This is a genomic window from Methylomarinum sp. Ch1-1 (assembly GCF_030717995.2).
GTDB classification, from domain to species: Bacteria; Pseudomonadota; Gammaproteobacteria; order Methylococcales; family Methylomonadaceae; genus Methylomarinum; species Methylomarinum roseum.
In genome coordinates, this window is record NZ_CP157743.1 from 68,371 (window position 1) to 92,921 (window position 24,551).

At 52.9% G+C, this 24,551-nt stretch carries 16 protein-coding genes; all 16 read right to left on the reverse strand.

What is annotated here, in order from left to right; genetic code table 11:
- Positions 1-165: 165 nt before the first annotated feature.
- On the reverse strand, positions 166-1,611 hold the full coding sequence (locus tag Q9L42_RS00705) for a flagellin (RefSeq protein WP_349431729.1): 1,446 nt from the start codon (positions 1,609-1,611) through the stop codon (positions 166-168).
- A gap of 150 nt (positions 1,612-1,761) precedes the next feature.
- The gene (locus tag Q9L42_RS00710; protein WP_349431730.1) at positions 1,762-9,738 is read right to left on the reverse strand and encodes a glycosyltransferase; all 7,977 of its coding nucleotides are present in this window, start codon (positions 9,736-9,738) and stop codon (positions 1,762-1,764) included.
- A gap of 141 nt (positions 9,739-9,879) precedes the next feature.
- A complete protein-coding gene (locus tag Q9L42_RS00715; RefSeq protein WP_305906544.1) occupies positions 9,880-11,079 on the reverse strand; it encodes an FkbM family methyltransferase in 1,200 nt (399 codons plus the stop codon).
- Positions 11,076-12,362: a glycosyltransferase family 4 protein gene (locus tag Q9L42_RS00720; protein ID WP_305906543.1), complete on the reverse strand. Its 1,287-nt coding sequence runs from the start codon at positions 12,360-12,362 to the stop codon at positions 11,076-11,078. The genes Q9L42_RS00715 and Q9L42_RS00720 overlap by 4 nt, the downstream gene beginning before the upstream one ends.
- Entirely contained in the window at positions 12,359-14,017 is a 1,659-nt protein-coding gene (locus tag Q9L42_RS00725; RefSeq protein WP_349431731.1) for a B12-binding domain-containing radical SAM protein, read from the reverse strand. Before Q9L42_RS00725 ends, Q9L42_RS00720 begins: the two co-directional genes overlap by 4 nt.
- 15 nt (positions 14,018-14,032) lie before the next feature.
- A complete protein-coding gene (locus tag Q9L42_RS00730) occupies positions 14,033-15,061 on the reverse strand; it encodes a radical SAM/SPASM domain-containing protein (protein ID WP_305906541.1) in 1,029 nt (342 codons plus the stop codon).
- 20 nt (positions 15,062-15,081) lie between these two features.
- Entirely contained in the window at positions 15,082-15,828 is a 747-nt protein-coding gene (locus Q9L42_RS00735) for an FkbM family methyltransferase (RefSeq protein WP_305906540.1), read from the reverse strand.
- Positions 15,829-15,837: 9 nt separating this feature from the next.
- Positions 15,838-16,737, reverse strand: coding sequence for an NAD-dependent epimerase/dehydratase family protein (locus tag Q9L42_RS00740; RefSeq protein ID WP_305906539.1), 900 nt, complete (start codon positions 16,735-16,737; stop codon positions 15,838-15,840).
- Entirely contained in the window at positions 16,734-17,303 is a 570-nt protein-coding gene (gene rfbC / locus Q9L42_RS00745) for a dTDP-4-dehydrorhamnose 3,5-epimerase (RefSeq protein WP_305906538.1), read from the reverse strand. Before rfbC ends, Q9L42_RS00740 begins: the two co-directional genes overlap by 4 nt.
- Before the next feature lie 10 nt (positions 17,304-17,313).
- Positions 17,314-18,921, reverse strand: coding sequence for a lipopolysaccharide biosynthesis protein RfbH (gene rfbH, locus Q9L42_RS00750; RefSeq protein WP_349431732.1), 1,608 nt, complete (start codon positions 18,919-18,921; stop codon positions 17,314-17,316).
- Positions 18,911-19,123, reverse strand: a complete 213-nt coding sequence (locus Q9L42_RS00755; RefSeq protein WP_305906535.1) for a hypothetical protein — start codon at positions 19,121-19,123, stop codon at positions 18,911-18,913. Before Q9L42_RS00755 ends, rfbH begins: the two co-directional genes overlap by 11 nt.
- Before the next feature lie 22 nt (positions 19,124-19,145).
- Positions 19,146-20,231 (reverse strand): CDP-glucose 4,6-dehydratase, encoded by a 1,086-nt coding sequence (gene rfbG, locus Q9L42_RS00760; RefSeq protein ID WP_349431733.1) that lies wholly within the window; start codon positions 20,229-20,231, stop codon positions 19,146-19,148.
- Positions 20,192-20,965: a glucose-1-phosphate cytidylyltransferase gene (rfbF, locus tag Q9L42_RS00765; RefSeq protein ID WP_305906531.1), complete on the reverse strand. Its 774-nt coding sequence runs from the start codon at positions 20,963-20,965 to the stop codon at positions 20,192-20,194. The genes rfbG and rfbF overlap by 40 nt, the downstream gene beginning before the upstream one ends.
- Before the next feature lie 448 nt (positions 20,966-21,413).
- Complete coding sequence (locus tag Q9L42_RS21405; RefSeq protein WP_432648864.1) at positions 21,414-21,602, reverse strand: MBL fold metallo-hydrolase RNA specificity domain-containing protein; 189 nt, start codon at positions 21,600-21,602, stop codon at positions 21,414-21,416.
- A gap of 17 nt (positions 21,603-21,619) precedes the next feature.
- Positions 21,620-22,921 carry an ISNCY family transposase gene (locus Q9L42_RS00770; RefSeq protein ID WP_432648887.1) on the reverse strand — a complete coding sequence of 434 codons (1,302 nt, stop codon included), beginning with the start codon at positions 22,919-22,921 and terminating at the stop codon, positions 21,620-21,622.
- Positions 22,922-22,992: 71 nt separating this feature from the next.
- Positions 22,993-24,300 carry an MBL fold metallo-hydrolase gene (locus Q9L42_RS00775; protein ID WP_305906529.1) on the reverse strand — a complete coding sequence of 436 codons (1,308 nt, stop codon included), beginning with the start codon at positions 24,298-24,300 and terminating at the stop codon, positions 22,993-22,995.
- Between the last annotated feature and the right edge of the window lie 251 nt (positions 24,301-24,551).

Genomic DNA, 24,551 nt, shown 5'->3' on the forward strand with positions numbered 1-24,551 from the left:
TTAGCTTAACAACATGACTTTTGAAAAATTTATCCGCTGGCAGCCTTCCTAACGCTGCACCAGCATGGAGTCAATTGAATCTCAATAACTTGTCACTAGCGAAGGAGTTGCCAGTATCTACAATGCAACTCATCGCTAAATCAAACAAACCGCTCAAACGCCTCACTACCCTTGCAGCAAACTCAAAACGTTCTGATTTGTCGCATTGGCTTGCGCCAACATGGAAATGCCCGCCTGCTGCAGTATCTGAGCTTTCGCCAAGGATGCCGACTCTTTGGCAAAATCGGCATCCTGTATCCGTGATCTTGCCGCCGATACGTTCTGGGAAACGTTCTCCAGATTGGCAATCGTCGCCTCGAAGCGATTTTGAATGGCCCCCAAGCCGGCCCGGGAATTGTCGATAAAATCCAAGGCCCCGTCGATGATGCTCAAAGCGTCGTTCGAGCCTCGCTGTGTGCTGATATCGACCGTTTCCACTGATTGCAAACTCGACGTACCGGCTGCAACGACGCTAGCATTACCGCCGAGAGTAAAGTTCTTCGAGGAATTATAGGTAATGCTACCGCCTACGGTAATATCCCCCACCGAAGACGCCTGTGCCGCACCCACTGTCGCATCGAACGCGCCGGTTTCATCAATTCCATTGACATCAAATGTTCCGGTAATGTTATTGAGCCTGATGTCTTTCCCTGTGTTTTGGGTCAGCATAATTTGCTTTTTGTCATCACTGACCTTCGCAGTAATGCCGGTTTCACCGGATACCGCATTAATCGCGTCGCTCAAGGCGCTGACATCCTTGTCGGCCGGTATATCGGCAGTAATACTGACCGCTGTACTGTTCGACCCGGTCAAATCCAGACTGATAGAGCCACTGGTAAAACTATCCAGCTCGACAAAATTGACCGCTTGCGCCGACACCCCGGTACTGTCGGCTGCCGCGTTGACCGATGAAGCGATTTTTTCCGCGGAATCACCGGCATTGACGGTAATCTCCGCAGAACCGAATGCACCGGTCACCGTCATGGCTCCCCCCGTCACCCCATTCACCCCTCCGGATCCTTGTGCGGTTTGGATAGCATCAGAACTCGTCAGCTCCTGAGTTCCGATACTGCCGATGCGCGCAGTGCCCACACTGACGCTGATAGTTTCTCCGGCATAGGCGCCGATATGAAAGGCTTGAGCATTGAACGAACCATCCAGCAGATTTTTACCGTTAAAAGTAGTCGTCGTCGCGATGCGCTCCAGCTCCGCCTTCAATTGGTTGACTTCTTTCTGCAAACTGGAACGATCCGAGGCGCTGTTGGTATCGTTGGCCGATTGCACCGCCAACTCCCGCATTCTTTGCAGAATATTGGTCGACTCCTGCATCGCGCCTTCCGCCGTCTGTGCCAGAGAAATGCCGTCGTTGGCATTTCTAACCGCTTGATTCAACCCCCTGACCTGAGCTGTCATACGGTCGGCAATCGCGAGTCCCGCGGCATCATCTTTGGCGCTGTTGATGCGCAACCCCGAAGAAAGCCGCTCCATGGCAGTTTGCTGAGATCCCTGAGACCTGTTCAACTGACGCTGAGCATTGATCGATGCGATATTGGTATTAATTATTTGTGGCATGATTTTTCCTCTTGGCTTGAATAGTTATCTCTTCCCGTCAAACTAAGCAAACCCCATGCCACAAAAAGAAACGCCATTAGCCATTGAATTATAAGAGCTTTTTAACCCCTTCTAACGATCGTCAATTATTCGACACTTATTTCACCGTAATCACGGCAATAATGCGCCGTACCATTGCTGCAGATGATCCTCCAGAATATAGTTATCTACCACCCATCGTCGCAACTGCTGACCTTCTTGCCGCAGCAAATCCGGCTCTTGAATCTTGTCTCTAATGATCCTTATCCAATGCTCGGAATTATTGGCGACACGAGTCACCGGTGCATCTTGATAGGGAAGAATATCGGTGCACACTACCGGCCAACCCAGCACGCCATATTCAAGCAAACGTAAATTAGTTTTGGCTTCATTGAACTTGTTGTGTTCTAAGGGCGCGATGGCCAAATCCAGGTTTAACTCGGCCAATTTTTGCGGATATAGATGAAATGCAACCCCTGGATAAAACTCTTTTATATAGGGTCTTAGCGCCTCGGGACACATCCCCATGAAAACCCAGTCGACTTCCTGATGCAATGCCTCAACCACCGGCAAGATGAGCTCCAAATCGCCCTGGTGCTCCACACCACCGGCCCAGCCGACTCTAGGCTTGGATTGCTGCAATTTCTCCGGCAGATCCAAGGTCAACCAGCGTTCGGTTTCAAGGTAATTGGGAACTATGACGATATTGTCGGTAAATTTGCCAAATTCCTTCGCCAACACTTCGTTGGCAACAATGACCCGATCCGACAACCGCATCATTTTTTTCAGCCTGCGCCGTATATCTTTGGGCCATTTTCCCTGTTTCGGATGCTTTTTAGGCAAGGTATACAATAGATCATCCTGGCCATAGACCATAAATACATCATTGAACCTGCGATACCTGCCCCATGCCTCGATAAAATAATCGGCAAAGGCATTCTGCAGGAACAACACATCAGGCTGAGCGCGTTCGACCTCGACGACATCGGGAATGATAGCCTCATCGTGATTCGGCAACAGACTGCTTTGTATCATCGCCGCATTGGTCAGCGCCCTTAAGGGTGAACGTACTCGATATTCGCCAACCCCTGTTTCGTTCCCAGGAAAGGCGTAGATGCGCGGTTTATCATGGAAATCGACATTCCACGATACATCGGTTTTGGTTTCGAGTTGAAAGTCGAAGTGTTTCAGACTCAGATTCCGGTTAAACGCGGGGTCCCTGGCGAGTTGCGGCAGCCATTTTTTCAATATATGATCGGCTTCCACCCGGCTTCCTTCCTTTTGCTTCTTGCTTGGTTTTTCTTTTTTCAAGGAGCTCGAACCGTGATGGACAACGGTCGAAAACGGAGTCCAAACAATTCGATAACCAAGCTCTTTGACTTTCAGACACAAATCGACATCGTTGAATAACACCCCGAAATTTTCCGCGTCCAATCCACTGACCTGCTTATATAAATCCTTTTCCAGCAACAGACAGGCGGCGGTGACCGCCGAGTAATCCTGAGTCAGCTGCAGACGCCCCATGTAGCCTGCCGCATCCATTGCTTCCCCGATAAACGGATGGTCGGCGACGCCAAATTGGCCAAGCCCCAGCACCACGCCCGCATGCTGAACTTGCTTATTGGGGAAGATCAACCGCGGACCGACAATTCCCACGTCGCTTCTCAATCCTTCCGCCAGCAAACGGCTTAACCATTCCTCCTGAATAATCACGGTATCGTTGTTCAACAACAGCAGATAATCGCCCTGGGCCCGCTCGGCGGCGACATTATTGATGGCCGAGAAATTATAGGGCAAGTCGTACGACAACAGATGTACTCTCGCCTCTCGAACGGATATATCGGATAGGTATACGAGGGTCTCGGGGTCGTCGCTTTGATTATCCACAATCAGGATTTCATAATGCGGATAACCGGTTTTTTCCAGAATACTCTCGACGCACGGTCGGATCAGGTCCAAGCGGTTTTTCGTCGGGATGATGATCGATACCAGCGGGCTCGATGTGAGCGGGCGTTGCAGATATAAAGTCCCCGGCAACAAGCCGTCGGCGATCTCGATCACTCTGCCTTGTTCCCGGAAATAAGCGGACAACCCGCTTTTTCTGCGTTCGCCGGCAAGCAGTCTGGCCTGATCGGCCGCCTCCCGGCGATGCAGGAGAATATTTGGAATATGGCCGATCGTAGCCCCATAATCCTTATCGCCCCCTCGCAACACCAGCTCCCAAGATAGGAAAACATCCGGAAATTTGCTAGCATCGCAGCGCTCCAGCAAAGTCTTCCTGAACATGACCAAGCCTCCGATGTAATCGGTCGCATAAAACAAGTCGAGGTTAAATTCCGGCTTAAATCGGGGGCTATGGAAAAAACCTTCCGGGCTCACCCTGTCTTCGTCGCTGTAGATGATCTCCCAACCAGGATAACGATGTGAATACTCGACAAAACACGACAATGCGTGAGGCTCCAGGTAATCGCCCAGCTCCAAAAAGCAACCCCATTCCGCTTGTCGCCCTCCTGGAAGCAACAACAACGCAGCGACATCTAATGGCGGTTCCCGAGTGACCCACCCCAGCTGCGGCATTTCATCGAACAAGGGATCAGGGCATGCCAACGAACTGACCACGGTCAGATGCCAGTTGGAATAGGTTTGTCCTCCCAGGCTGTCCAAGGTATCGGCCAGAGCGGTCAAATCGGTCTGCTCGACAAAAACGAAACATCGAATCGCCGGCTTGAACTCGGGAAATTCCGCCAAGGACATGCCGTCCCGGGAGAGTTCATAATCCCGTTTTTTTTCCAGCCAGTTCTGGTATTCGATATCATCCAATTTAGGCAAGCGGTCGGTTATCGTGTAACCGGACGAGCGACATAACACGCCGAACAGGCGCTCGACCGCATGCACCAGGGTCCCGTCGCCCGCTTCGTTTTCGAAAGCTTCGGCGTTCAAATTCAACGCTAACAGAGACTCTAGCGCCGCTGGTCTGAACCAAAACATCGACCCGGCCGGAAACACGAATCCACTCTTATCGAAAGCCTTTTTATCGATGCCGGGTATCAGTCGTTGAATAATCGGGAAATTGACGTCACCGGACAGAGTGCGGTTCAAATAACCGAACGGCGCGAATATCCCAAGTTTAGAATCGGCTTCGAACAATTCGATAATGTCGTCGACTCGTTTTTGCCATTGCACCAAGGACCGCATCGCCAATCCCCGCCATTGCTCGGCCGAACCATCGATGTTCATTTGCATTGCCGGGCTGCAGTGCAGCTTTAAAATCAAATCGTACCCCAACGCCTGAATTTCCCGGTATACGGTCAAAAACGGCAGGATATCCCGTCCCTTATTCCGGACCTGATAGACGTGCGATTCGGGAAACCTGTTTGAAATTTCGTCGATCAGACTGTCGTTCTTCCCTTCGAGGGTCGTGACATAAAGATCGAATTTCCTGGCTATCGCCGAGAGCGAAACGCAAAGCTCATCCCACAATTCGGCATCAGATAAATGCAGGATTACCGCAATCGAGCGAATTTTTCTGCGGCCATCCTTTTGACCGCTCGTTAGGCTCGCCAGCATGTGGTTTTGAGCGTACTTGACCGCAGTCGAATTCAAGCAACCGTGCTTGTGATAAATTTCCTCGAAGACATCCGAGTAATTCTCGACATGCGCCTTGGTAACGCTCGTTGCGCCTTGTCTCTCGTGTACCTCTACCGTAACTTTCGGGATATGATGAAAACGACATCGACTACTGAGCCGAATCAGCAGCTCCCAATCTTCAAGGCACAGCAAAGACTCTTCGAAAAACCCAACCTCTTTCAAGTAATCCGAACGCACCCCCCAGGTATTTATCGGTATGAAGTTAGAAACATAGAGCCTCTCTCTACTGTACTTGATATCGTTATAGATGACCGCTCTTCTGACCACCGAATGATCGTCGTCGTAAAGAACGGACTCAGCCAACGTATAAACAAAATTAGTAGACTCCAACCCTTTAACGACCGTTGCCAAATGATCAGGCTTGAACACATCGTCGTCGTCCAGAAAACAAATCACTTCCCCTTTGGCGAATTTGAGCCCGATGTTTCGTGCCTGCGACTGCCCGTGGTTCCGATTTAACTCCATTAACTTAATGCGGGGATCGGCCAGGCCGTCGGAGAGAACGACCGGCGCCCCACCGTCATTAATAATGATGGCTTCCCAATTTTGATAGCGTTGCTGCTGTAACGACCTGATCGCATTGGGGAGTAATTTAAGCCTGTTCAGCGTCGGCAAGATGACCGATACCAACGGGGTTTCGCAGGAAAACGGAACGGCCGGATTTTCGAACGCATGCCGCCGGGAAACCAAATCAAACTCGGCAAGCGTTTCATCGGTTGCGCTGAGTAGCGATCGCGGGGTATCGAACCGTCGCTGCAAGCGACCGGTTTCGATCAAATCGACCCAGCCTTGGATAATCGCCTGCCAGGAATAACAGCCCGACCAGTGCTGGTATCCTATTTCGCCCAAACGGCGACCAAGCTCAGGAGAATCCGATAAACGACCCAAAACCTGCTTGAAATCGGCCAACTCGCAGACGATGCCGCCGGCATGATCGTGCACGGCGCCGCACATCGGGGTCGCTAGCCAAGGCGTCTTGTGGGACATCGCTTCCAATACGGTGATCGGAGAGCCTTCGCCATGAGATGCCAACACAACGGCATCCGCAGCCTCCATCGCCGCCGCTATCCATTCCTTATCCAAGCCCGGTATAAATAGGACATCAGGCCGCAGGGCCAGCTTTTCGGAAACCGCGGCCGCGCAATCGGCCTCGGTTGGATGACCGATCATGACGAGTTTCCAATTCTCGGGCAGATTGTCTAAAGCGTCGATCAGACCGAGATGGTTTTTTACCCGGTAAAGATTGGCGACATGCAGAATCAAGAAAGCGTCGCCAGAGATAGAATATCTGGCTCGGAAATCGCCGGCCGGTTCACAAGCTGCGACCGCATTCGGTATATAGCACGACTCTATTTCCGACTGGCGCATGAAACGAACGTCGGCGCCGGATTGCGTCATGGTCAACACAGCCGAGGACGATTTCAGGATGCGGGACAGCCTTTCCCGAAAGGACTGATTGCCGATCCATTTGGAATACCCGTCTTCGTTGATGATCGGCTGAATGATAACGCTGCCACTTTGCAACGGAAGCAGTTTTTCTACGCTCCAGATAATCGGCCCCAGTGGGTCCTGGACAAGAATACAGCAATCGTAGACTTCGGAAGCCACTGCGCTGGCGATCGCCTGGGGAAATTGAACTTGATCTTCGCTGACGATCGTGACCCCGTGAAAATCACGGCCGGTCCGTCCGGCATGTTGTTGCGTCAGAACGGTAACGACATATCCCTGGTCAAACAGTTCCAGACTAAGCTGTTCCATGCTCGACTCCAACCCGCCGACAGACGGCCAAAAGTGACTGCAGACGATCAATATCTTCTTTCGCCCGCCGCCGGCGGCCAGCGACGGTGAGGTTTGCTCGTCGCTCGTGAGCGACGAGGCAGCATCATCGGCCTTGCCGTCCAATAATCGGCTCGCCCAAAGCCTACGGTCTTGCGGGTATACCTCCGGGTGAGCCAGAACGATCTGCGCCACCAGTTGCTCGCGCCGTTTATTGGCATCGACCAACATGCTCGAATCGCCCTTACGATAGAGAAACAGAGGTTCCGGAACCAACTTGCCATGCCAACCCCGCTCCATTGCCGATATCCAGAAATTCCAGTCTTCATAGGAATTGAAATTCGTGTCGTAGCCTCCGACAGACTCGAACACCTCCTTACGATACAGCGAGCAATAAGGCAGATAATTATCGTATTTTTCTTTTTCCAGGCTGAACGGCCCGGTTTTCCAGATATCGCTCCTGCTACCAAAATGTCGGATATAGGTATAAACGATCCCGACCGTTGGATCGGACTGCAAAACGGCAACCGTTTTTTCCAACATCGTGGAATCCAGTTTGTCGTCGGCGTCCAACGGCAAAATATACTTTCCGCTCGCCATGCCGATGCCTTTGTTCCGCGCATCCGACAAGCCGCCATTACCCTGTTCCAGCAAGCGAATAAGTGACCCGCTATATTGCCGGATAAGCTGTCTTGCCACTTCGCCGGTATCATCGGGACTGCCGTCGTTTACTATGATGCACTCCCAATCGGCAAATGTTTGGGCAACAACGCTCGCCACCACCTCGGGCAGATAATGTGCCTGCTTATAACACGGTATCACGACGCTGACTAAAGGCGTGCGCTCCACTTTATCGTTTGTTGAAACGTCTTGGCTTTCGGAACGGCTTCCCCCTTCGAGCCATTGAAAACCCAATTGGATATCCGCCGATTTGATTTCGTCGATAAAACGCCAATAGGCCTGCGCCTTTTCGGCGTCGATTTCACCGAGCAGGGACAACAAGACGTCCAGTAATTCACGATACGACCACGAGTTTTTTGCCACCAACCTATCGATATCGGCTCTCGTCGCGGCTGAAATGGGAGCATCCTGAAAACGTCGGTGCTTAGCCCCATTGAGTTCGTCGACGAACACGCTCATGTTGCGAGCGATCAACGCCTCGACAACCATTTTCCGGCCGCTAGCGTCTTCGGGAAAATAGGAACTGCCGATAAAACTGCAACTATCCACCGTCCAAAACAACCTGTGAAAAACCACAAACCATTCCGGTAAACCCGAGGAAACGTATTGTTTTGCATCGGCTTCGATCGCCGACCCGATGTTCGTCCACTTCTGATAGTCGTACAAATAAAGCCCGCTTTCGCTGTTGATGCAGCGGCACCAGGCTCTAACAAAATATTCGAAGTGCCAATCCATGAATGTGGCAAGCAAAGGATGCTTGTTCATATATTCCGAAAAAAACAGCATAACCAGTTCTTTCGGGATAATGGAATAGGTCATCGTCGGAATCACTTTCGCATCGATGTGGCAAACGATTTTCCGTGTCCAATTGTCGCCTTCCGATTGCGCAACTCGCGGCGCTTTTTCGACCCGTCCGTTACCCTGGTATTGATAGATCGGTGGCGTGATGCAAATATTATTTGCCGCTGTTTTTAAGCGTTCGACGGCGTCCAAGAAAAACCCGATATCGATATAGTCGTCGTCGGCACAAACAAAGATGAACTTACCTTTCGCCGATTTTAAGATCGACCAATAATTGTCGCGTGCTATTAGCCCCCGTTCATTTTGCAGGACGTGAAAATTATCAGCCTTGCGTGAAATATTTTTCAACTCCCGCCACTTATGTTCGTCGCCGGAATTATCGGCAACCAGAATTTCGATTGAGCTATGACGAATGCCGGCAAGTTTGCTGAACATTGCGATCGACTCCAAATACCCCCTGTACGAGGGGACGAGAATCGACAGAATGATTTTATCGTCTCGGCGATTTTCGAAGGATTTGGTCTTCCTAAAAACGGCAATACAAGGGTCGCTGCCATCGGGCGACAAATAAGCGACTTCCGCAATCTCTTTTATCAGCTCGTTAACCGAGATTTTTTCCTGTTTGTTGTAAAGCCACAACACATCCTCCTTAATCTCGAAATTCCATTGATGCAGGCCATGGTAATTTTCTTTCTCCGCTTCGTTGGCGATATGGCACAAATAGACGACCCTACCGACTTTTGCGACGCTCAGCATTTCAAGTATGGCCTTATCGGGAGCATAGCTGTGATCGAGCGTGTTTTGAGCGTGCACGATATCGAAAGAGTCGCGCGGATATTGGGCCGTCAGTTCTTCAGAATGACAACGTCGGGTGCGTACCAGAGGCAAACCGCCCGAAAAAGGCAGCAGATCGTATTCATCGCCCAGGGCGTCGCAGGCTTGGAGATCGACCGGTTTCCCCTGCCATTTCTTGCCGAGAATTGTCATCGGCCCCGCACCCACGTCCAAAATGCTCGGCGCCTCGCTGCCACCATGCCATTTGCCGATATTCGGATTCAGCTCGGAATCCGGGTCGGTTCTCGCCGCATAATCCTCCGGCCATTGCAGGCCTTTCGTCTCCAACCAGGACCTCCAAAAGGAGATTTCCGTATGCAACGCTTTTTGCCATCGTTCGTAGCTGGATTCGTGATTGGAGTTGGACATGACCTATAACCTTACTAATTATGATTGTTGCCGAATATCTCCCGGCACCGAGAACTCAGCGGTATGTGTAGTTGACGCTCAAACATTCATTACAATTGTAGCAGCTGCATTTCCCGCCATCGTGTTTCGTCGAATCGGAACTCATGATGCTTTAGCCGGATAAACCGTTGGTGGCTTGCCACCTACCCGTTCATTGGGTAACGCGTAAAGCACGGCTCCCGTGCCGCACCATCCGTGCATTCTGAACAATAACCGATACTCCGGTAAACAGTGCCAAAACCAAAGCGGTATGCGCCACAGACCATCGCTATTGTGGTATACGGTGACGGCGATGATCGGTCGGTATCGTTGCAGCGTACGCGCGCCACCTTCCAGCGCGTTGAGCTCTCCGCCTTCCAGATGAAACTTGGCGAAAGTTACCGGGATATCCAATTCGTCCAGGGTGTAGGTTCGGACGATGTGCGGCGCACCCGACTGCAAACGCGACGCCATGTCGAATCCTTCAGCGAACGGCTGACCAGCGTTTTTTTCCGCCAGTGCGGTTTGCAGAATGTCGATTCTCTTGGCCAGCGTTTCCGGCAATTTCGATTTCCACTCGCACAATCTTTCGGCATTTCGAGGGTCGGCCTCCACCGCCGCGATGCGGCTGAACGAACCGCCGGTTTCATCGACGAATCGCTGGCTCACCACACCGTGCCACGCCCCGGCGTCGAGAAAACATTCGTGGTCGGTTAATAAGGATGTCACCGGCTCGATAAAATAACGATCGCCGATCGACACCGGAGCGCCGCTAAACCGCCATTCCGCGCGCACCAGCCGCCAAGCCAGAAACTGAAGATAGGCGGCCCGAGAGCAATCGTCCCGCCAGCCACGAAGTACGCATTCGATATTACGCCAATCGTCGTCGGTCAATACGCCGGCGAACCAGCCGTTGCGCATCGGCAAACGGTCGGCGTAAGCCTGTAACAGGTCGTAAACCGGATAGATGTGCCGCCAGCCCATCGACTCCAAGAAATCTCGCACAGGCTCGTACGGGGCGGTCACAATACAGACCGCGATCATGAAATCACGCCGATCGGCGAGCGGCGCGCTATCCGGCTCAACGATCGGAATTCGCCCGTTTATCGGGTCGGACGGTGGTTGGCGATCTACCGCGTAGACAACGTCGATATCCAGCCGGGCAAACAAATCCGCCGCCAACTGCCCCAAGTTGCCGGCACCGTATAAAACCAGCGGCCGATCCACCGGGCAAGGCCTAAGATTCGTGTTGCGCCCGCGACTTTTTAGATCGGCCAGCATCTGCAGCGATTGCTTCAAATCCGGGACCGGCAGTTCGTTCATCGCCAAGCCTCCAGTCGCTCCGCCCATGATGCAAGGCGCCGGTCAGCGGGGAAAAAGTGGTGATAATGAAACACCGAACTCTTGGTTTTTTCGTACAAATAATGCGGCCCGCGGTCCATTTTCCGGGCGCCCGGCCGGCCGGAAAAGCGCCAGCTTTCTTCCCCCTGGCAGGCGAGAAACCAATCGGCCGGTGTTATTCCGAACACCGCTTTGAAATCGAAAGGCCTTTTCGGCTCCCGCAGTACACTTCGATAATGGGCGGTTAACTGATGGGCGGTGTTTTCGATCGAGAATCGTTTGCGAACATCGCGCGCGGCATCGACCGACATCCTAAGCCTTTCGGCGTGATCTCGGCTCAGGCGCTCGATCGCGTCGGCAAAGCCTTGCGGGCCGTCGACGATTAACCCCGTTTCTTGATGTTTGACCAGGCAACTTTCCGCCGGGTTGTTCATGACCACCGGCACGACGCCCATGGCCATCGCTTCCAACAGCGCGTTTTCGGTCGTGCCGTAATGCAGCGGATTGAGCAAATAAGCGAAGATGTCCAATGTCCTCAGTTCCGCCGCCACATCGGCGACATAGCCCTTGAGCTGCAATCGCCCCGCCAGACCTCTGGCGCCCGCATCCGCGAGCAGGGGGCCTGCGGCGTCGGAATCGCCGAAAACTAGTAAACGGAACGCCGGATTTTTGACTGCAGCAAGGTAATCCAACAGGTCGGGATGCAACTTGGCATAGTTCAACGTGCCGACGTAGCCGGTTAGCGGCGGTCTGCCGCCGCTTCGCACCGGGGCCGGCGGCATGTCGTCGAAACCGCCCGAGCTGAATACGACGGCCACCCGTCGCCGATCCAACTCGTCGAGCGCGGCCAGGCCGGGACTTCGCCAGGAACAGGGAGAACTCAACAGAAAGCGGTGCGGCAGCCTTGCAAAAGAAGACGGAATCTCGGGCGCGTGCAAACCCGAGACATGGCTCCAAACAATCAAGCGCATCACCGGCAGCTCTCCCCACGCCAGCAGTTCGGCCAATGCCGGATGATGCCACCATTCCAACTGTACGATATCGGCGGATTCGGCGTAACGGCGCAATTGCTCAGGGTCGGCGCCGACCTCGACGCGGCCGCCGTGGCGCCGAACATGGTCGACGAACTGGCGTTTTTCGGGAGGTTCCAGAATAGCGACGGTATGCTGCACTCCGTCTTGGCGCTTGGCCGAAAACTCGACCAGCCGAGACAACACCTTTCCCACGCCACCGCCTAAGTGGGCCGTGATGTGGAGCACCTTCATAAGGCGTTCGAAACTCCGCGACCGGCCTCGTAATCCGCCAATAAGCCATGCCTGACGGCTTGCTCATGCCACCACGGATCGCTGGCGACGATATGCTCGAAACGACGCGTCGCCCGGGCTGCCAAATCCTGTTCGCCGACTCCGCCATAAGCCCTGGCCAACGCCTGGTGGGCGAACGCATGCTCCGGATATTTGGCCGCCACATTCCGAAAATACTTGATGGCGGTCTCGTAGTTTCCCGAAGCCAGATTATAGTTGTGCACGAAATTGACGCTCAGGTTCATTTGATAAGCGGTATCCTCGATCTGCTCCGGATCGACCCCCGGCGCCCGAATGACCGACTTGGTGTTTACATGGTCGAGAAAATTACTCTCGCGGATATAACCCTGCTCGACGCAGATCTCGTGCAACCGACTGCCGAAGATGGGGATGGCGCAAAAAATATGAGCCCAATCGAATCCGACATCCAGCAGTAAATCGAGCGTCTGCCGGCGGTGTTCCGGCATTTCGCCGGGCAGCCCCAAGACGATAAATACGTGGCTTTGCACGCCGTGGCGGCGCAGCATTTCGACCTTGTCCTTGACCAAACCGATTTTCAAGGGCTTTTTGATGATTTTGTTGAGCACGTAGTCGGAGCCGGATTCCACCGCCAGAGCCACCGTGGACACTCCGGCCCGGCTGAAAAGCTCGGCGATTTCTTCGTCGATGGCATACACCGCCACGCCGTTGGGAAACTCGATGCGCACCTGCAGCTGCGCCAAGACACGCAGCACCGCCTTGGCGCGTGACTTGTCAAAGAAAAAATGATCGTCCTCGATGAGCAATACCGTCAGTCCCCAGCGCTCTTTCATCCGCCGTACCTCGGCCGCGACTCGCTCCACGCTCATCGCCCGCACTTGCCGGCCATGCAAGGCCGGGTTGGAGCAGAACACGCACAGAAACGGGCAGCCGCGCGAAGTATGGACCGCCATCTCCCGTTTTTTTTCGTCGCTGTAGCGCTTGTCTATCGAACGCGCATTGTAATCGTCGAGATCGACGGTTCCGTAATCCAACATCGGAATATCGTCCAAGTCCTGAACAAAGGTGTGGCTCGGTATCTTGCCTGCCGCAACGCCTTCACGGGTAATCCACGAAGGATGCTCGTTCAGCAGGACGGACTTGTCGCCGGCGTCCACCAAATCGCGTAGAGGGATTTCACCTTCCCCCTTGCATATGGCGTCGATATCGGGACAAAGCTCCAGCACCTCTCTGAACGCCGCCGACGGCAAACCGCCCCCCGCCACGATCAAAGTCGACGGTAATTGTGCCTGAATCACCCGGGCGATGTCCTGTAAATATCGGAAGGAAACGTTGAATAGAGCGGAGATGCCCGCCAGCGTCGGTCGGAACGTGCGCACCCGCTCGGCAACGAGCTCGTCGAAACGCGACAAGATCCGATCGGTGTCGCCTTCGGTCACCGCCTGCCGCAAAGGCAGATTTAGATCGAGGATGTCTATCTCGGGCGAAACGGAACAACGATCCGCCAGGTAGGCATGCAACGATAGAATTCCATAGGGAATCGTAAACGGCGGCAAGACGCTGGAGCGATTGTCGGCACGGTAATCGTCTACGTTGAAATAAGGGGGGATAATGAACAAAATGCGCTCTGTTGCCACGGCTGCCCCTCCTCGTCAACGCATCGCGTCGGCGGTCGCCGGTTCGATGCGTTCCAACAACGACGCCGCGTAAGCGTCTATATTGTCGGGCAGACAATGGCTCAATTGACCGCAATCGGCGCAAGTCGAATTATCCATGCGACACCCCCGAAGGTGCGCGATCCGATGCCGCTGCATTGCTTCGCCGTTCCAAATGGCTTTCAGGGTCTCGGTGCGCGTGTCGCCAACCACCAGCTTGCGCGCCCAGTCGAGAAAACACAAGCTGACCGTGCCGTCGGTGTTCACGGCCATCGAGTAAAAAATATAGGGGCAGACCGCCACCTCCCCGATCTCGTTACCGTATATCCCTTCGGTTATCTGGATTCCGGTGCGTTCCTCGACGTCGAAGGTCGGCCAGCAGGGAGCGAAATTTTCGATGAAAACACGATCGGCGATTTCGCCGAAGGTGTCGAAAAATTGTTGCCTGTCGTCGTCGCTCAGTATATCGCCCGGAATCTTGATGCAAATCTCGCAATCGCCTTTACGCTCGTACAATCGCCGAATATTGTCGACGAAACGCTCGAAATCGACTCGGGTCTGGGTGAATTCCCAAAACTGTGCGTCGGACATGCCGTCGACCGAAATATTGATCCGGTCGATGCCAGCATCCAGAATCGGTCCGACCTTATCGGGGGTAAGCAGATAACCATTGGTCGTCGTATCGATATATTGCACATGACCGCTGGCCTTGGCGTAACCGACCATGTCGGCGAAACGGCTATGCAAGAGAGGCTCACCTTCCTTATATAGGCGAAGCACCTTTAACGGATTGTCGAATTCTCCGAGGTCGTCGATGACTTTTTTATAGACATCGAAATCCAGGCGTCCCTGCCACCGTCCGGTGGACTTGATCAGTTCCCGGTCGCCAGTCGGACAGAATGTGCATTGAAAATTACAGGTATTGACCGGATCAATGAAAAGAACGAACGGCGTGCTTAGCGGGATGACGTTTTGCAGCGGTGTGCGGTCTTCGAGATTGATTCGGGGTTTGACGGTTGCCTTCATTGTCTTGTTGGTATTCCTAGTCAGATCAATTTATCGGGAGAACCGCAACGAGCATGGATATCCCACCACACTCCGGTCGGTGACCTGCGCTCGTTATCGCGGCTACGAACCTTCTGCTCGTAGAGATGCAAGAACGGTGCCGGCTCATACCACCCACCCGGCACTTGTTCCCCCAGCGGACCCGAGCTACCAGCCGGAAACCGATGGTTTACCGCCTCATCAGCCAACTCGGCGACCAGGGCTTGATTGGACAACTTAAAACCGTCGTAGCCCAATGCCGTCAATTTTTCGACATATCGAAAACCGAAACGACAATCCTCCATGCTGATATAGGCAGGAATATAAGGCAGCGGCTCGAGCTGATCGATCACGCTTTCGTCCACGCCCTCGACATCGATCTTCAAAAAATAGGGAACGCCGTGCAGGGCAAACAAATGGGCGAGAGGAACGCATTCGACTTGAACAACCTCTGTCCCGCCTCCGTTGCGATCCGCCCATTGAGACTCCAGACTGCTCCAATGGGAGTTCTCTCTGCTGATATGGAAAGGCATCCGGCCGTACTCGTTCCATATCGCCAACTGGTGGATAGATAACCGGCCCGACCTGATTTCACCGTCGAATCTCGCTCTCGCCTCGCTCGCCAACCCGGGATTCGCTTCGACCGCCACCACCCGGGCGGCCTTTTTCAGATAATAGGCGGTATCGTCGCCGTTATTCATCCCCATATCGAAAATCAATCCGTTGCTGCACACATATCGCTTTTTCACATCGAGTCCTCAATCATTATTGTTTGTCGCCGCTTGCCTTAACCGTCTCAATCCGTCCGACAGCTCGATTGCCGGCCGCCATCCCGGCAAACATTCGGCTTCCTCCCACGGCCTGAAAACTTCCCGCTCACGGTAAGAGCGTGCGCCCCAACGCACCCGCACCGGGTTATCCGGATTCAGGGCATTGAACGAATCGACCAATTCCTTAATCGTCACCGCTCTGGCGGAAGGCAGACGATAAATCCTGCGTTCTCCCTTCGCCAGCTCGGGCACTCTGGCGCAGGCAATTTTAAAGCCTTTGCAAAGATCGTTGATATGGACCAGATGGATACGCTGCTCGCCGCCGGACATATCCAATATGTCGTTCGACTCGGCATATAACTTTAGTAGATTAAGCAATTTCAGTCTGGGGTCGCCTTCGCCGTAACTGTCGTAAAGATGCAGTTCCAACAAGCGCAACCCCGTCGAACTCAGATAATACTCGGCCAGGGTCGAGAAAGCCTGTTTAGTCGCCGCATACAGATTAACCGGGCAGTATCCCTCGTTTCGGTAATGTTGCCACGAGGTCCCGGCGTACACCAAGGCGCCGCACCCCGCCTCGCTCATCGCATCGAGCAAATAGGCGCCGAATTCGACATTCGATTTGACCAATGCGCCAACATCTTCATAGCGATGTTCGGAAACATAATGCGCCGCCAAATGGACGACCACATCGGGGAGGAATTCGCTTACTGCCTCTCGGAATCCTGCGCCGTTTTCATCGACTGTCCAGGTACGGCTGCAGCTCAAGCCTTCGATCGCGTTCGACGCTTGCCTCGATAGACAGGCAACTTCATGCTCTTGGGCGAGCAAATAGGGAACTAAATGGGAGCCTAGAAAACCGGTCGCTCCGGTAACTAATATCTTCATGCCGGACGATAAACAAACGGAGACCGGTAATTTTGAAACGGCGGATGAGTTTGATCGCGCTCGGACAAAATCGGACGCTCGGTCGCCCACGGAATATCGAGCGAATCCCATCGTATGCCGGAATCGCATGCGGGAGAATAGGTCTTGGATACCTTGTACATCATCGTCGCCTGCTCGCTCAGCGTACAAAAGCCGTGGGCCAACCCGCTGGGAATGTAAAGCATGTTGCCTGTCTCCGCCGAAATTTCGAACACTTGGTAATGCCCGTAGGTCGGCGAACCGCGTCTCAGATCGACCACCGCATCCTGTACCTTGCCGTACGCGCAATAAATCAGTTTCACCTGATCATCCGGGGGATGTTGAAAATGCAGCCCCCGAATAACACCCAGCGCCGATACCGAATAAAATTCTTCGGCGTAGTTAGTTTCCAGCCCCAGCTTTGCAAAACTCGGCTCATGGAATGTTTTAACAAACGCTCCCCGATGATCCTGAAAGCGGTTCGGCAACAGTTCGACACATCCCGGGATACTCGACTGATTGATCTTGAATAATGCACAAGCGCTCATAACCGTCTTTTCACACTCTCTTGACGAAGTCCTTCAAACAATCATAAGTGAAATCCAACATGTCCTCACTCAATCCCGGGTACAGTCCCAGCCAGAAACTGTCGTTCATGACCCGGTCGGTGTTGTCCAGTGCGCCGCTGACCCGGTACTGCCGCCCCGTCATGTAGGGCTGTCGAAGCAAATTGCCGGCAAACAGCAAACGGTTGCCTATCTTGTTTTTAGCCAGAAAGCTTAACAAATCCACCCGGGAAATCGCCGACGGTCGACGAATAGTCAGGGTGTAACCAAACCACGAGGGAGAGCTATCGGCACTCGCCTCCGGCAGGATGAAAAAATCCTCCAATGCCCTGAATCGCCGTTGCAGATGGTCGAAATTTCGTTTTCGCGCGGCGATGAATTGAGGTAGCCGATCGAGTTGGGCCAAGGCGCAAGCGGCCTGCATGTCAGTAATCTTCAGGTTGTAACCCAAATGTGAATAGGTGTATTTGTGGTCGTAACCGAACGGCAGATCGCCCAGCCGCCACCCGTAGCGCCGCCCGCAAGTATCGTCGTGACCGGGCTCGCAATAACAATCCCGTCCCCAATCCCTCACGCTTTCGATGATCTTGTTCAGTTTACGGTTCCGGGTAAAAACGATCCCGCCCTCTCCCATCGTTATCTGGTGGGCCGGATAAAAACTGCAGGTCGCAAGATGGCCGAAGGTTCCGACATGCCGCCCGTTATAGGTCGAGCCCAGCGCATCGCAACAGTCTTCAATGAGCCACAAGCCGTGTTTTTGCGCAAGTTCGGTGATCACGTCGAGTTCGAACGGATTACCCAGAGTGTGGGCGAGCATGATCGCTTTGGTTTTAGGCGAAATCGCTTCGGCAACTTTTGCCGGATCGATATTGTAGCTTGAAATCTGGATGTCGACGAACACCGGCACCATGCCCAATTGCAGGATTGGATTGACCGTCGTCGGAAAACCGGCAGCCACGGTGATGACTTCGTCGCCAGGCCTTAACGCTTTCTCCCCCAGCTTCGGGGAAGTCAACGCGGCTAGCGCCAATAAATTGGCTGAAGACCCAGAATTGGTTGTCGAAGCGTAGGCCGCACCGACGAATTCCGCGAAACGTTTTTCAAAAGCTTCGTTGAAGCGCCCGGTGGTCAACCAACCATCGAGGGCGGCTTCGGTGATTGCGGCAATTTCCCGGTGCCCCACGACCTTGCCCGATACCGGTACCGGCGTTTTGCCAGGCTCGAATGTCTTTGGTCGATAAGTCTCGTCGCAATAAGGAACGGTCTCCCTGATGACATTATGTCTTAACACGACCCGGAGTTTTTCTCGACTCAGCGCGGTGGCTTTGTTTACTACGATTCGGGCGGGAAGCCGATATTGGTTTTCCAACCGGATGTAACCGGCCTTAGGCAGAGGCGGGCAGCCTTCGGCGTAATCGCCCTCTTCGATTTTAATCGACCAATCCTGTTGACCAGAGCCAACGGTAATAAAAGCGAAGCGTACGTCTCCGTACTGATCTTGAGCACTCAGCGCCAGCGCCGGCCTTTTTCTACGCGCCGCCGAATCGGTAAACGGAAATGGTAAAACGCAAATATCTCCGGGCGCGATCTCACAGATCATTCCATACGTCCTCGTCGCGGCTCGCCAATACGTTTTGTGCAAACCCCGAGCGTTCTTGCGCTTTCAACAGGCCGTTTTCGTGGCTCTCGGCCTGGCAGGCGGGCGAGACGGCGATTACAACCTGTTGCGATGCGTATTGTGCGAGATTTAATTCGACCAGTCCGTCAGCCGGAACGTTAACAACAAATTTTTCTGCTTTCATGAAGATTCACTCGATAGGCAAGTTAAGCTAAATACTCCCGAATCTGTTTCTGGCAAAAAACCGACATATCGACGCCCGCGCTCTCCGCCCGATACCAATCCACGGTTTTATCCAAGGCTGTGGGCAACGACCAACGCGGTCGCCAGCCCAACCTGTCGCGGGCTTTAGTGCTGTTTAACCTTAATGCGCCGGCCTCATGAAAGTTCGGTTTTTCTTCCACGGCCCAATTCGCGTACCGCCATTTCCCGGCGAGAAACTCGACCAGCCATTGGACCTGCCGCATATCGCCCGCCTCGGGCCCGAAATTCCAGGATTCGGCATACGCATGCCCGCCGTTGAACAATCTTTCCGCCAACAGCAAATAGCCGGATAACGGTTCCAGCACGTGCTGCCACGGCCGAACCGCGTGTGGATTGCGTATCTTGACGGAACGGTTCTTTTGAAATGCTTCAATCACGTCCGGCACCAGGCGATGTTCGGCCCAGTCGCCGCCTCCGATAACATTTCCAGCCCTGACACTGGCGATGGCTGCACTCGTGGACTCGAAAAAAAAGGAATGTCGGTAGGAGGCGATCAACAACTCCGCGCAGCCTTTGCTGCTGCTGTACGGATCGTGACCGCCCAAGGGATCGTTTTCACGATGCGGCTCACCAGCCTCCATACTCTCGTAACATTTATCGGTCGTCACCATCACCGCGGCGCGAACCCCTTGGCAGGCCCGAATAGCCTCCAATACGTGCAAGGTTCCCATGACGTTCGTTTGATAGGTTTCGACCGGATGATGGTAACCATAACGCACTAGGGATTGCGCGGCCATGTGAATCAAGATGTCCGGGTTAATGGCCGACACTGTTTTTTTGACTAGCGAAAGATCGCGAATATCGCCGTGGAGCGATGTCATTCGTTTGCCGACGTCGGCACGCTCGAATAAATTGGGCTCGGTCGGCGGCAGGCGAGACAAGCCGTAGACATCGGCCTCCAACATCTGCAGCCATAGCGACAGCCAGCTGCCTTTGAACCCCGTATGCCCGGTAACCAGGACTTTCTTGCCTCGCCAGAAGGTTTCGTTTATTCCCATATTTTCCAAGGCGCGTAACCCGAAACCCATAAGCTTTCCAGATAATTCTTATCCCTCAACGTATCCATGGGCTGCCAGAAATCCTCGTGTTTGAAAACGGCCAATTGCCCTTCCCCGGCCAGCCGTTCCAATGGCTTCTGCTCCCAACCAGTCTGATCGTCGTCAATGTAATCGATGACTTTCGGCGACAACACAAAATAACCGCCGTTGACCATAGCGTTGTCGCCTTTCGGTTTTTCCTGGAACGACACCACGCGACTGCCGGAAGTTTTTAAGGCGCCGAACTTCGCCTGCGGGTAAGTCGCCGTAATCGTCGCCAATGTGTTTTGCCGCCGATGGAATTTGATACTCTCGCTAATGTCGATATTTCCTATCCCGTCGCCGTAAGTAAAACAGAATAATTCTTCGTCCTGCACATAGCTTTTCACTCGCTTCAAGCGCCCGCCGGTACCGCTGTCATCGCCGGTATCGACCAGGGTGACCTTCCACGGTTCCGCTTTGTTCTCGTGGACGTGCATCTTGTTGCTGGCCATATCGAAAGTAACGTCGGACATGTGCAAAAAATAATTGGCGAAATATTCTTTAATGACGTATCCCTTGTAACCGCAACAAATGATAAATTCGTTGATGCCGTGGCACGAATAGGTCTTCAAAATGTGCCACAATATCGGCTTGCCACCAATTTCCACCATCGGTTTCGGTTTGATATAGGTTTCCTCGCACAGCCTAGTGCCCAATCCGCCTGCTAAAATAACCGCTTTCATGATCCTCCATAGCTATTAATTATTTGCCAGTCAGCATAATATTAGACGAGAAAACAGGCGGCCGGGCCATTTCTGTCCGCAATCGGCGTTTATGTACCTTAATTGCCGCTATGATACTTAACTTGTTCCCCGCCTTATGGTAAAGAGGGCGTCGTGAGAAATATTGAAGATGCGAGCAAAGCAAAAAACGGGCTCTTTCCTTTTGAAGATCAATTAACAACGGTTTTTCTTTGATTTATGAAAGGCGACTATGCATATATAAGTTATAATTATACCATACCAATGCATAGGCACGATTTACGCCTTCCACTCTTCCAACACAGATCGGTTTTACTGCGCTTGCCTCCTATTTGCTCGCTCTTGTCATTTTTTAATGGCTTGTGCCCGTAACGACGCAAATACCAGTTTCGTCTCACGTTATACAAATCGCATTTGCTGTTAGGGCGCATTAAGCCAAACTACTGCCGTCACACATATGTATCTTAATCCCCGCGAACTGCGCTCGTAATTGCTTCTGCAAGGACAATTTGGCCCGCTCGTCGCCATGCACCAGCCGAATTTCCCTTGGCTTGATCCCCGCATGCCAGCGATAAACCGGATCAGAGCGGATTGGTCGGCATGGGCGGAATAACAGCAATTCTCAATTTAAGAGATTCAACCCGAATCCGAATTGGGAGGAATTGGAATATTCAGGCCATCAAGCATAAATTCCATCAAGTTCTGCCAGTTATCGAAGCAAACGTAACGAGTGAGCGCCCTTACATCGTCAAAAAACGTCTTTCGGCTGGGCAATTCCCGCCGAAGCAATCGATAGCACTGATCAAACCATTGCAAGACTGTATGTACTAGAAAAGCCAAGATAATCAGACTGGCTAACAAGGCGGCGAGGTGTTTTTTACCGTGACCAAAGTTATGCGTAAAGTGATATCCCTTGGTTTTCAAGGTGTTGTTATTTTCGTTTTCGACCTTCCACCGGGCTCGACCGGCGCTGACAATGTCAGCGACATTCTGTGCATTTATTGCGTGATCCGTGGCGAACGCGTTGCGGTAAACGCACTGGCCTTTCTCATCGGTGATCTCGAGCTCGCACCAATTGACCAATAATGCATCATCGCTGTCGCGTAAGGGTACTTGGTGTGCGAAGCGGTAACGCTCAGTGAGGTGTTGCTTGCCTGTCCAGCGACGTTTTTCCAGTATTTCGACTTGGCCGAGCCGTTGAAAATCCTCGACCCACTCGTAGAGGGTTTTATGGGATTCCGGCTTACAAACCAGAATGAAATGTCGTCCTAATTGCTTGAGGTAGTCGCAAAAAGGCTGCTTGCAATATAAATCGTCGCCTAAAAACGTTACGTTTCTCGGGAGATGCCCCGCTTCTCGCTCCAGCCAGCGCCGCGCGGCCGCCAGTTCATAATCTTGCTTGTCACCCCCATCTTGCGGGGCGATAAATTCGGGCGCCAACGGAATAACATCCGCCTGGTGTGGCGAAACAATAACCGGCGTCACGGCACTGTGACTGTATTGGACAATCCCCGTCTTCAGCGTTTTCGTCGAACAGCACGCACACTGAATCTTCTGCGAGCTAAAATATTCCACGCCATCCAAGGCCACCAAGATACTATCATCCAGCACTTGAAACTCGTTCAATTTGCCTTGCTCTTCCAGTGCTCGCATCAGCCAACGGTACAAAGGCCATAGCGCATCGGGCGATACCGCATCCAACAAATTTCGAATCTGGTTGTCACTGGGAATTTGATACACGCCAAACAAGCTTTGTGCGTTATTCTTACCCCGCTCTTTCTGCATCGTCCGCTGGTATTCCAAGAACGACGGCGATTGCAGGAAAAACACCGAAAAGGCGCTTAGCGCCGCATCCGACATACTGTACTTACGGTACACACCATTCCCGCTACGACCATCCGGAAAGGTTTCGAAAACTTGTCTGATTTGATCGATCAGAGCGGAGTGGGTGAATGTTTCTGTCTCTGAAAAAGGGTAGGCCATCGTCCGTGAATTGGTAAAAAAACGTCTTAGTTTACCCACTTTGGGCTAAATTGAGAATTGCTGGCGGAATAACCGCTCAGGGTATAAACACCGGCATTAATGGTATAATGGCGCCGGTCCAATTCGACATAGCCGTGCTTTTCCGCATATTGCTGAATGTGCCGTCCGGCCGTCCCGGCCGCCTGGTATCCGGAAAACAGAATGTCGGTGCGGCTGTCTTCGATCAATGCTTTCAAATAATCCATGATGCGACCGCCGGAACACATGCCGCTGGCGGCGATGACGACGCAAGGCCGCGCGGTTTTGCGCAGATAATCCACCGTCATCAAATGTTCCTCGTGGCTGTCGATCGTCGTGATCTGTTCGAACGATAACGGATGCCTGCCCTGGCGAAGCTTGCGCCGGGCCTCAGAATCCCAATGCGGTTTCAGTTTTCGGTATGTCTCGGTAAAGCGGTGGGCCAACGGCGAATCGATGATGATTTCCAGATCGTCCCAACGCAGTTTTCCGGCAAGCGGGCTGTCTTGGTAACGGTGGATGATGTCTTCCAGTTCGTATAGCAGTTCCTGTGTCCGGCCGATGCTGAAGGCCGGCATCAAAATAACGCCTTTGTTGCGCAGACAATGTTCGATGCGCTCTTTTAACATCGCTTTGCGCTGCCTGCGGTTTTCGTGGTTCCTGTCGCCATAGGTGCTTTCCAACACGACGATATCGGCCCGATAAGGCAAACGCGGTGCCGGCAACAGCGGCGTATAAGGCCCGCCCAGATCGCCGGAAAAGACGATACGCTGTTTGTTCGCGGCAGTTTTGACATCGCATTCGATATACGCCGAACCGAGAATATGGCCGGCTGGCTTGAATTTGACCGCCAGATGACCATCCCCATTGCCCGCTAGCGAAAGGGGATATTTTTTTCCGTAAGGGACGGCGACGATTCTTTCCTGCAACAACTGGCGGAATTTATCCAGTAACGTTGCATCTGCATCGCGGGTAAAACCGATCTTCACCGCGTCTTCGAGCACCAACGGCAGCAGAATCGCGGTCGGTTCCGAACAAATGATCGGGCCATCGAATCCAGCCGCCAACAAATAAGGTATTCTGCCCACATGATCGATATGGCAATGGGTGACCAATAAAGCCCGGACTGTGTTAATAGGAAAATCGATCGCGAGATGTTCGAAGCCCGCGCCTTGCGGCGAGGTTTCCGCCCCCTGAAACAAACCGCAATCGATCAATACGGAATTATTGGCATCGACAAACAATTGGTGACAGGAAGCCGTCACGCCATCAACAGCGCCATGATGGATTATCGATGGATACGAATTGTTCTTCATAAGCGTTTCTAGGCTTCCTAAGCATAGCGCGAAGGTTGATGAGGTTTACAATGAGTTCTCGGCTCTCTGGCACGGAACAAAGGATAACTCTTTTTTGGAATATAATCACACGACGCTAAACACCTAGCGACTTTTCTCGATTCGGTAGCAACAGGTCATGATTATTTAGTCTAAAATTAGATTTACATTGGTCGCCTCTTGAATGGGTTACAACTAAGTACCTAACAGAAAGTTCGATGGTAAATAGTTGT

Excerpts from the sequence above, each read along its gene's own strand:
- Q9L42_RS00705 (WP_349431729.1), bottom strand. The coding sequence starts at position 1,611 with ATGCCACAAATAATTAATACCAATATCGCATCGATCAATGCTCAGCGT.
- Q9L42_RS00710 (WP_349431730.1), bottom strand. The coding sequence starts at position 9,738 with ATGTCCAACTCCAATCACGAATCCAGCTACGAACGATGGCAAAAAGCG.
- Q9L42_RS00715 (WP_305906544.1), bottom strand. The coding sequence starts at position 11,079 with ATGAACGAACTGCCGGTCCCGGATTTGAAGCAATCGCTGCAGATGCTG.
- Q9L42_RS00720 (WP_305906543.1), bottom strand. The coding sequence starts at position 12,362 with ATGAAGGTGCTCCACATCACGGCCCACTTAGGCGGTGGCGTGGGAAAG.
- Q9L42_RS00730 (WP_305906541.1), bottom strand. The coding sequence starts at position 15,061 with ATGAAGGCAACCGTCAAACCCCGAATCAATCTCGAAGACCGCACACCG.
- Q9L42_RS00740 (WP_305906539.1), bottom strand. The coding sequence starts at position 16,737 with ATGAAGATATTAGTTACCGGAGCGACCGGTTTTCTAGGCTCCCATTTA.
- rfbC (WP_305906538.1), bottom strand. The coding sequence starts at position 17,303 with ATGAGCGCTTGTGCATTATTCAAGATCAATCAGTCGAGTATCCCGGGA.
- rfbH (WP_349431732.1), bottom strand. The coding sequence starts at position 18,921 with ATGATCTGTGAGATCGCGCCCGGAGATATTTGCGTTTTACCATTTCCG.
- Q9L42_RS00755 (WP_305906535.1), bottom strand. The coding sequence starts at position 19,123 with ATGAAAGCAGAAAAATTTGTTGTTAACGTTCCGGCTGACGGACTGGTC.
- rfbG (WP_349431733.1), bottom strand. The coding sequence starts at position 20,231 with ATGGGTTTCGGGTTACGCGCCTTGGAAAATATGGGAATAAACGAAACC.
- rfbF (WP_305906531.1), bottom strand. The coding sequence starts at position 20,965 with ATGAAAGCGGTTATTTTAGCAGGCGGATTGGGCACTAGGCTGTGCGAG.
- Q9L42_RS00775 (WP_305906529.1), bottom strand. The coding sequence starts at position 24,300 with ATGAAGAACAATTCGTATCCATCGATAATCCATCATGGCGCTGTTGAT.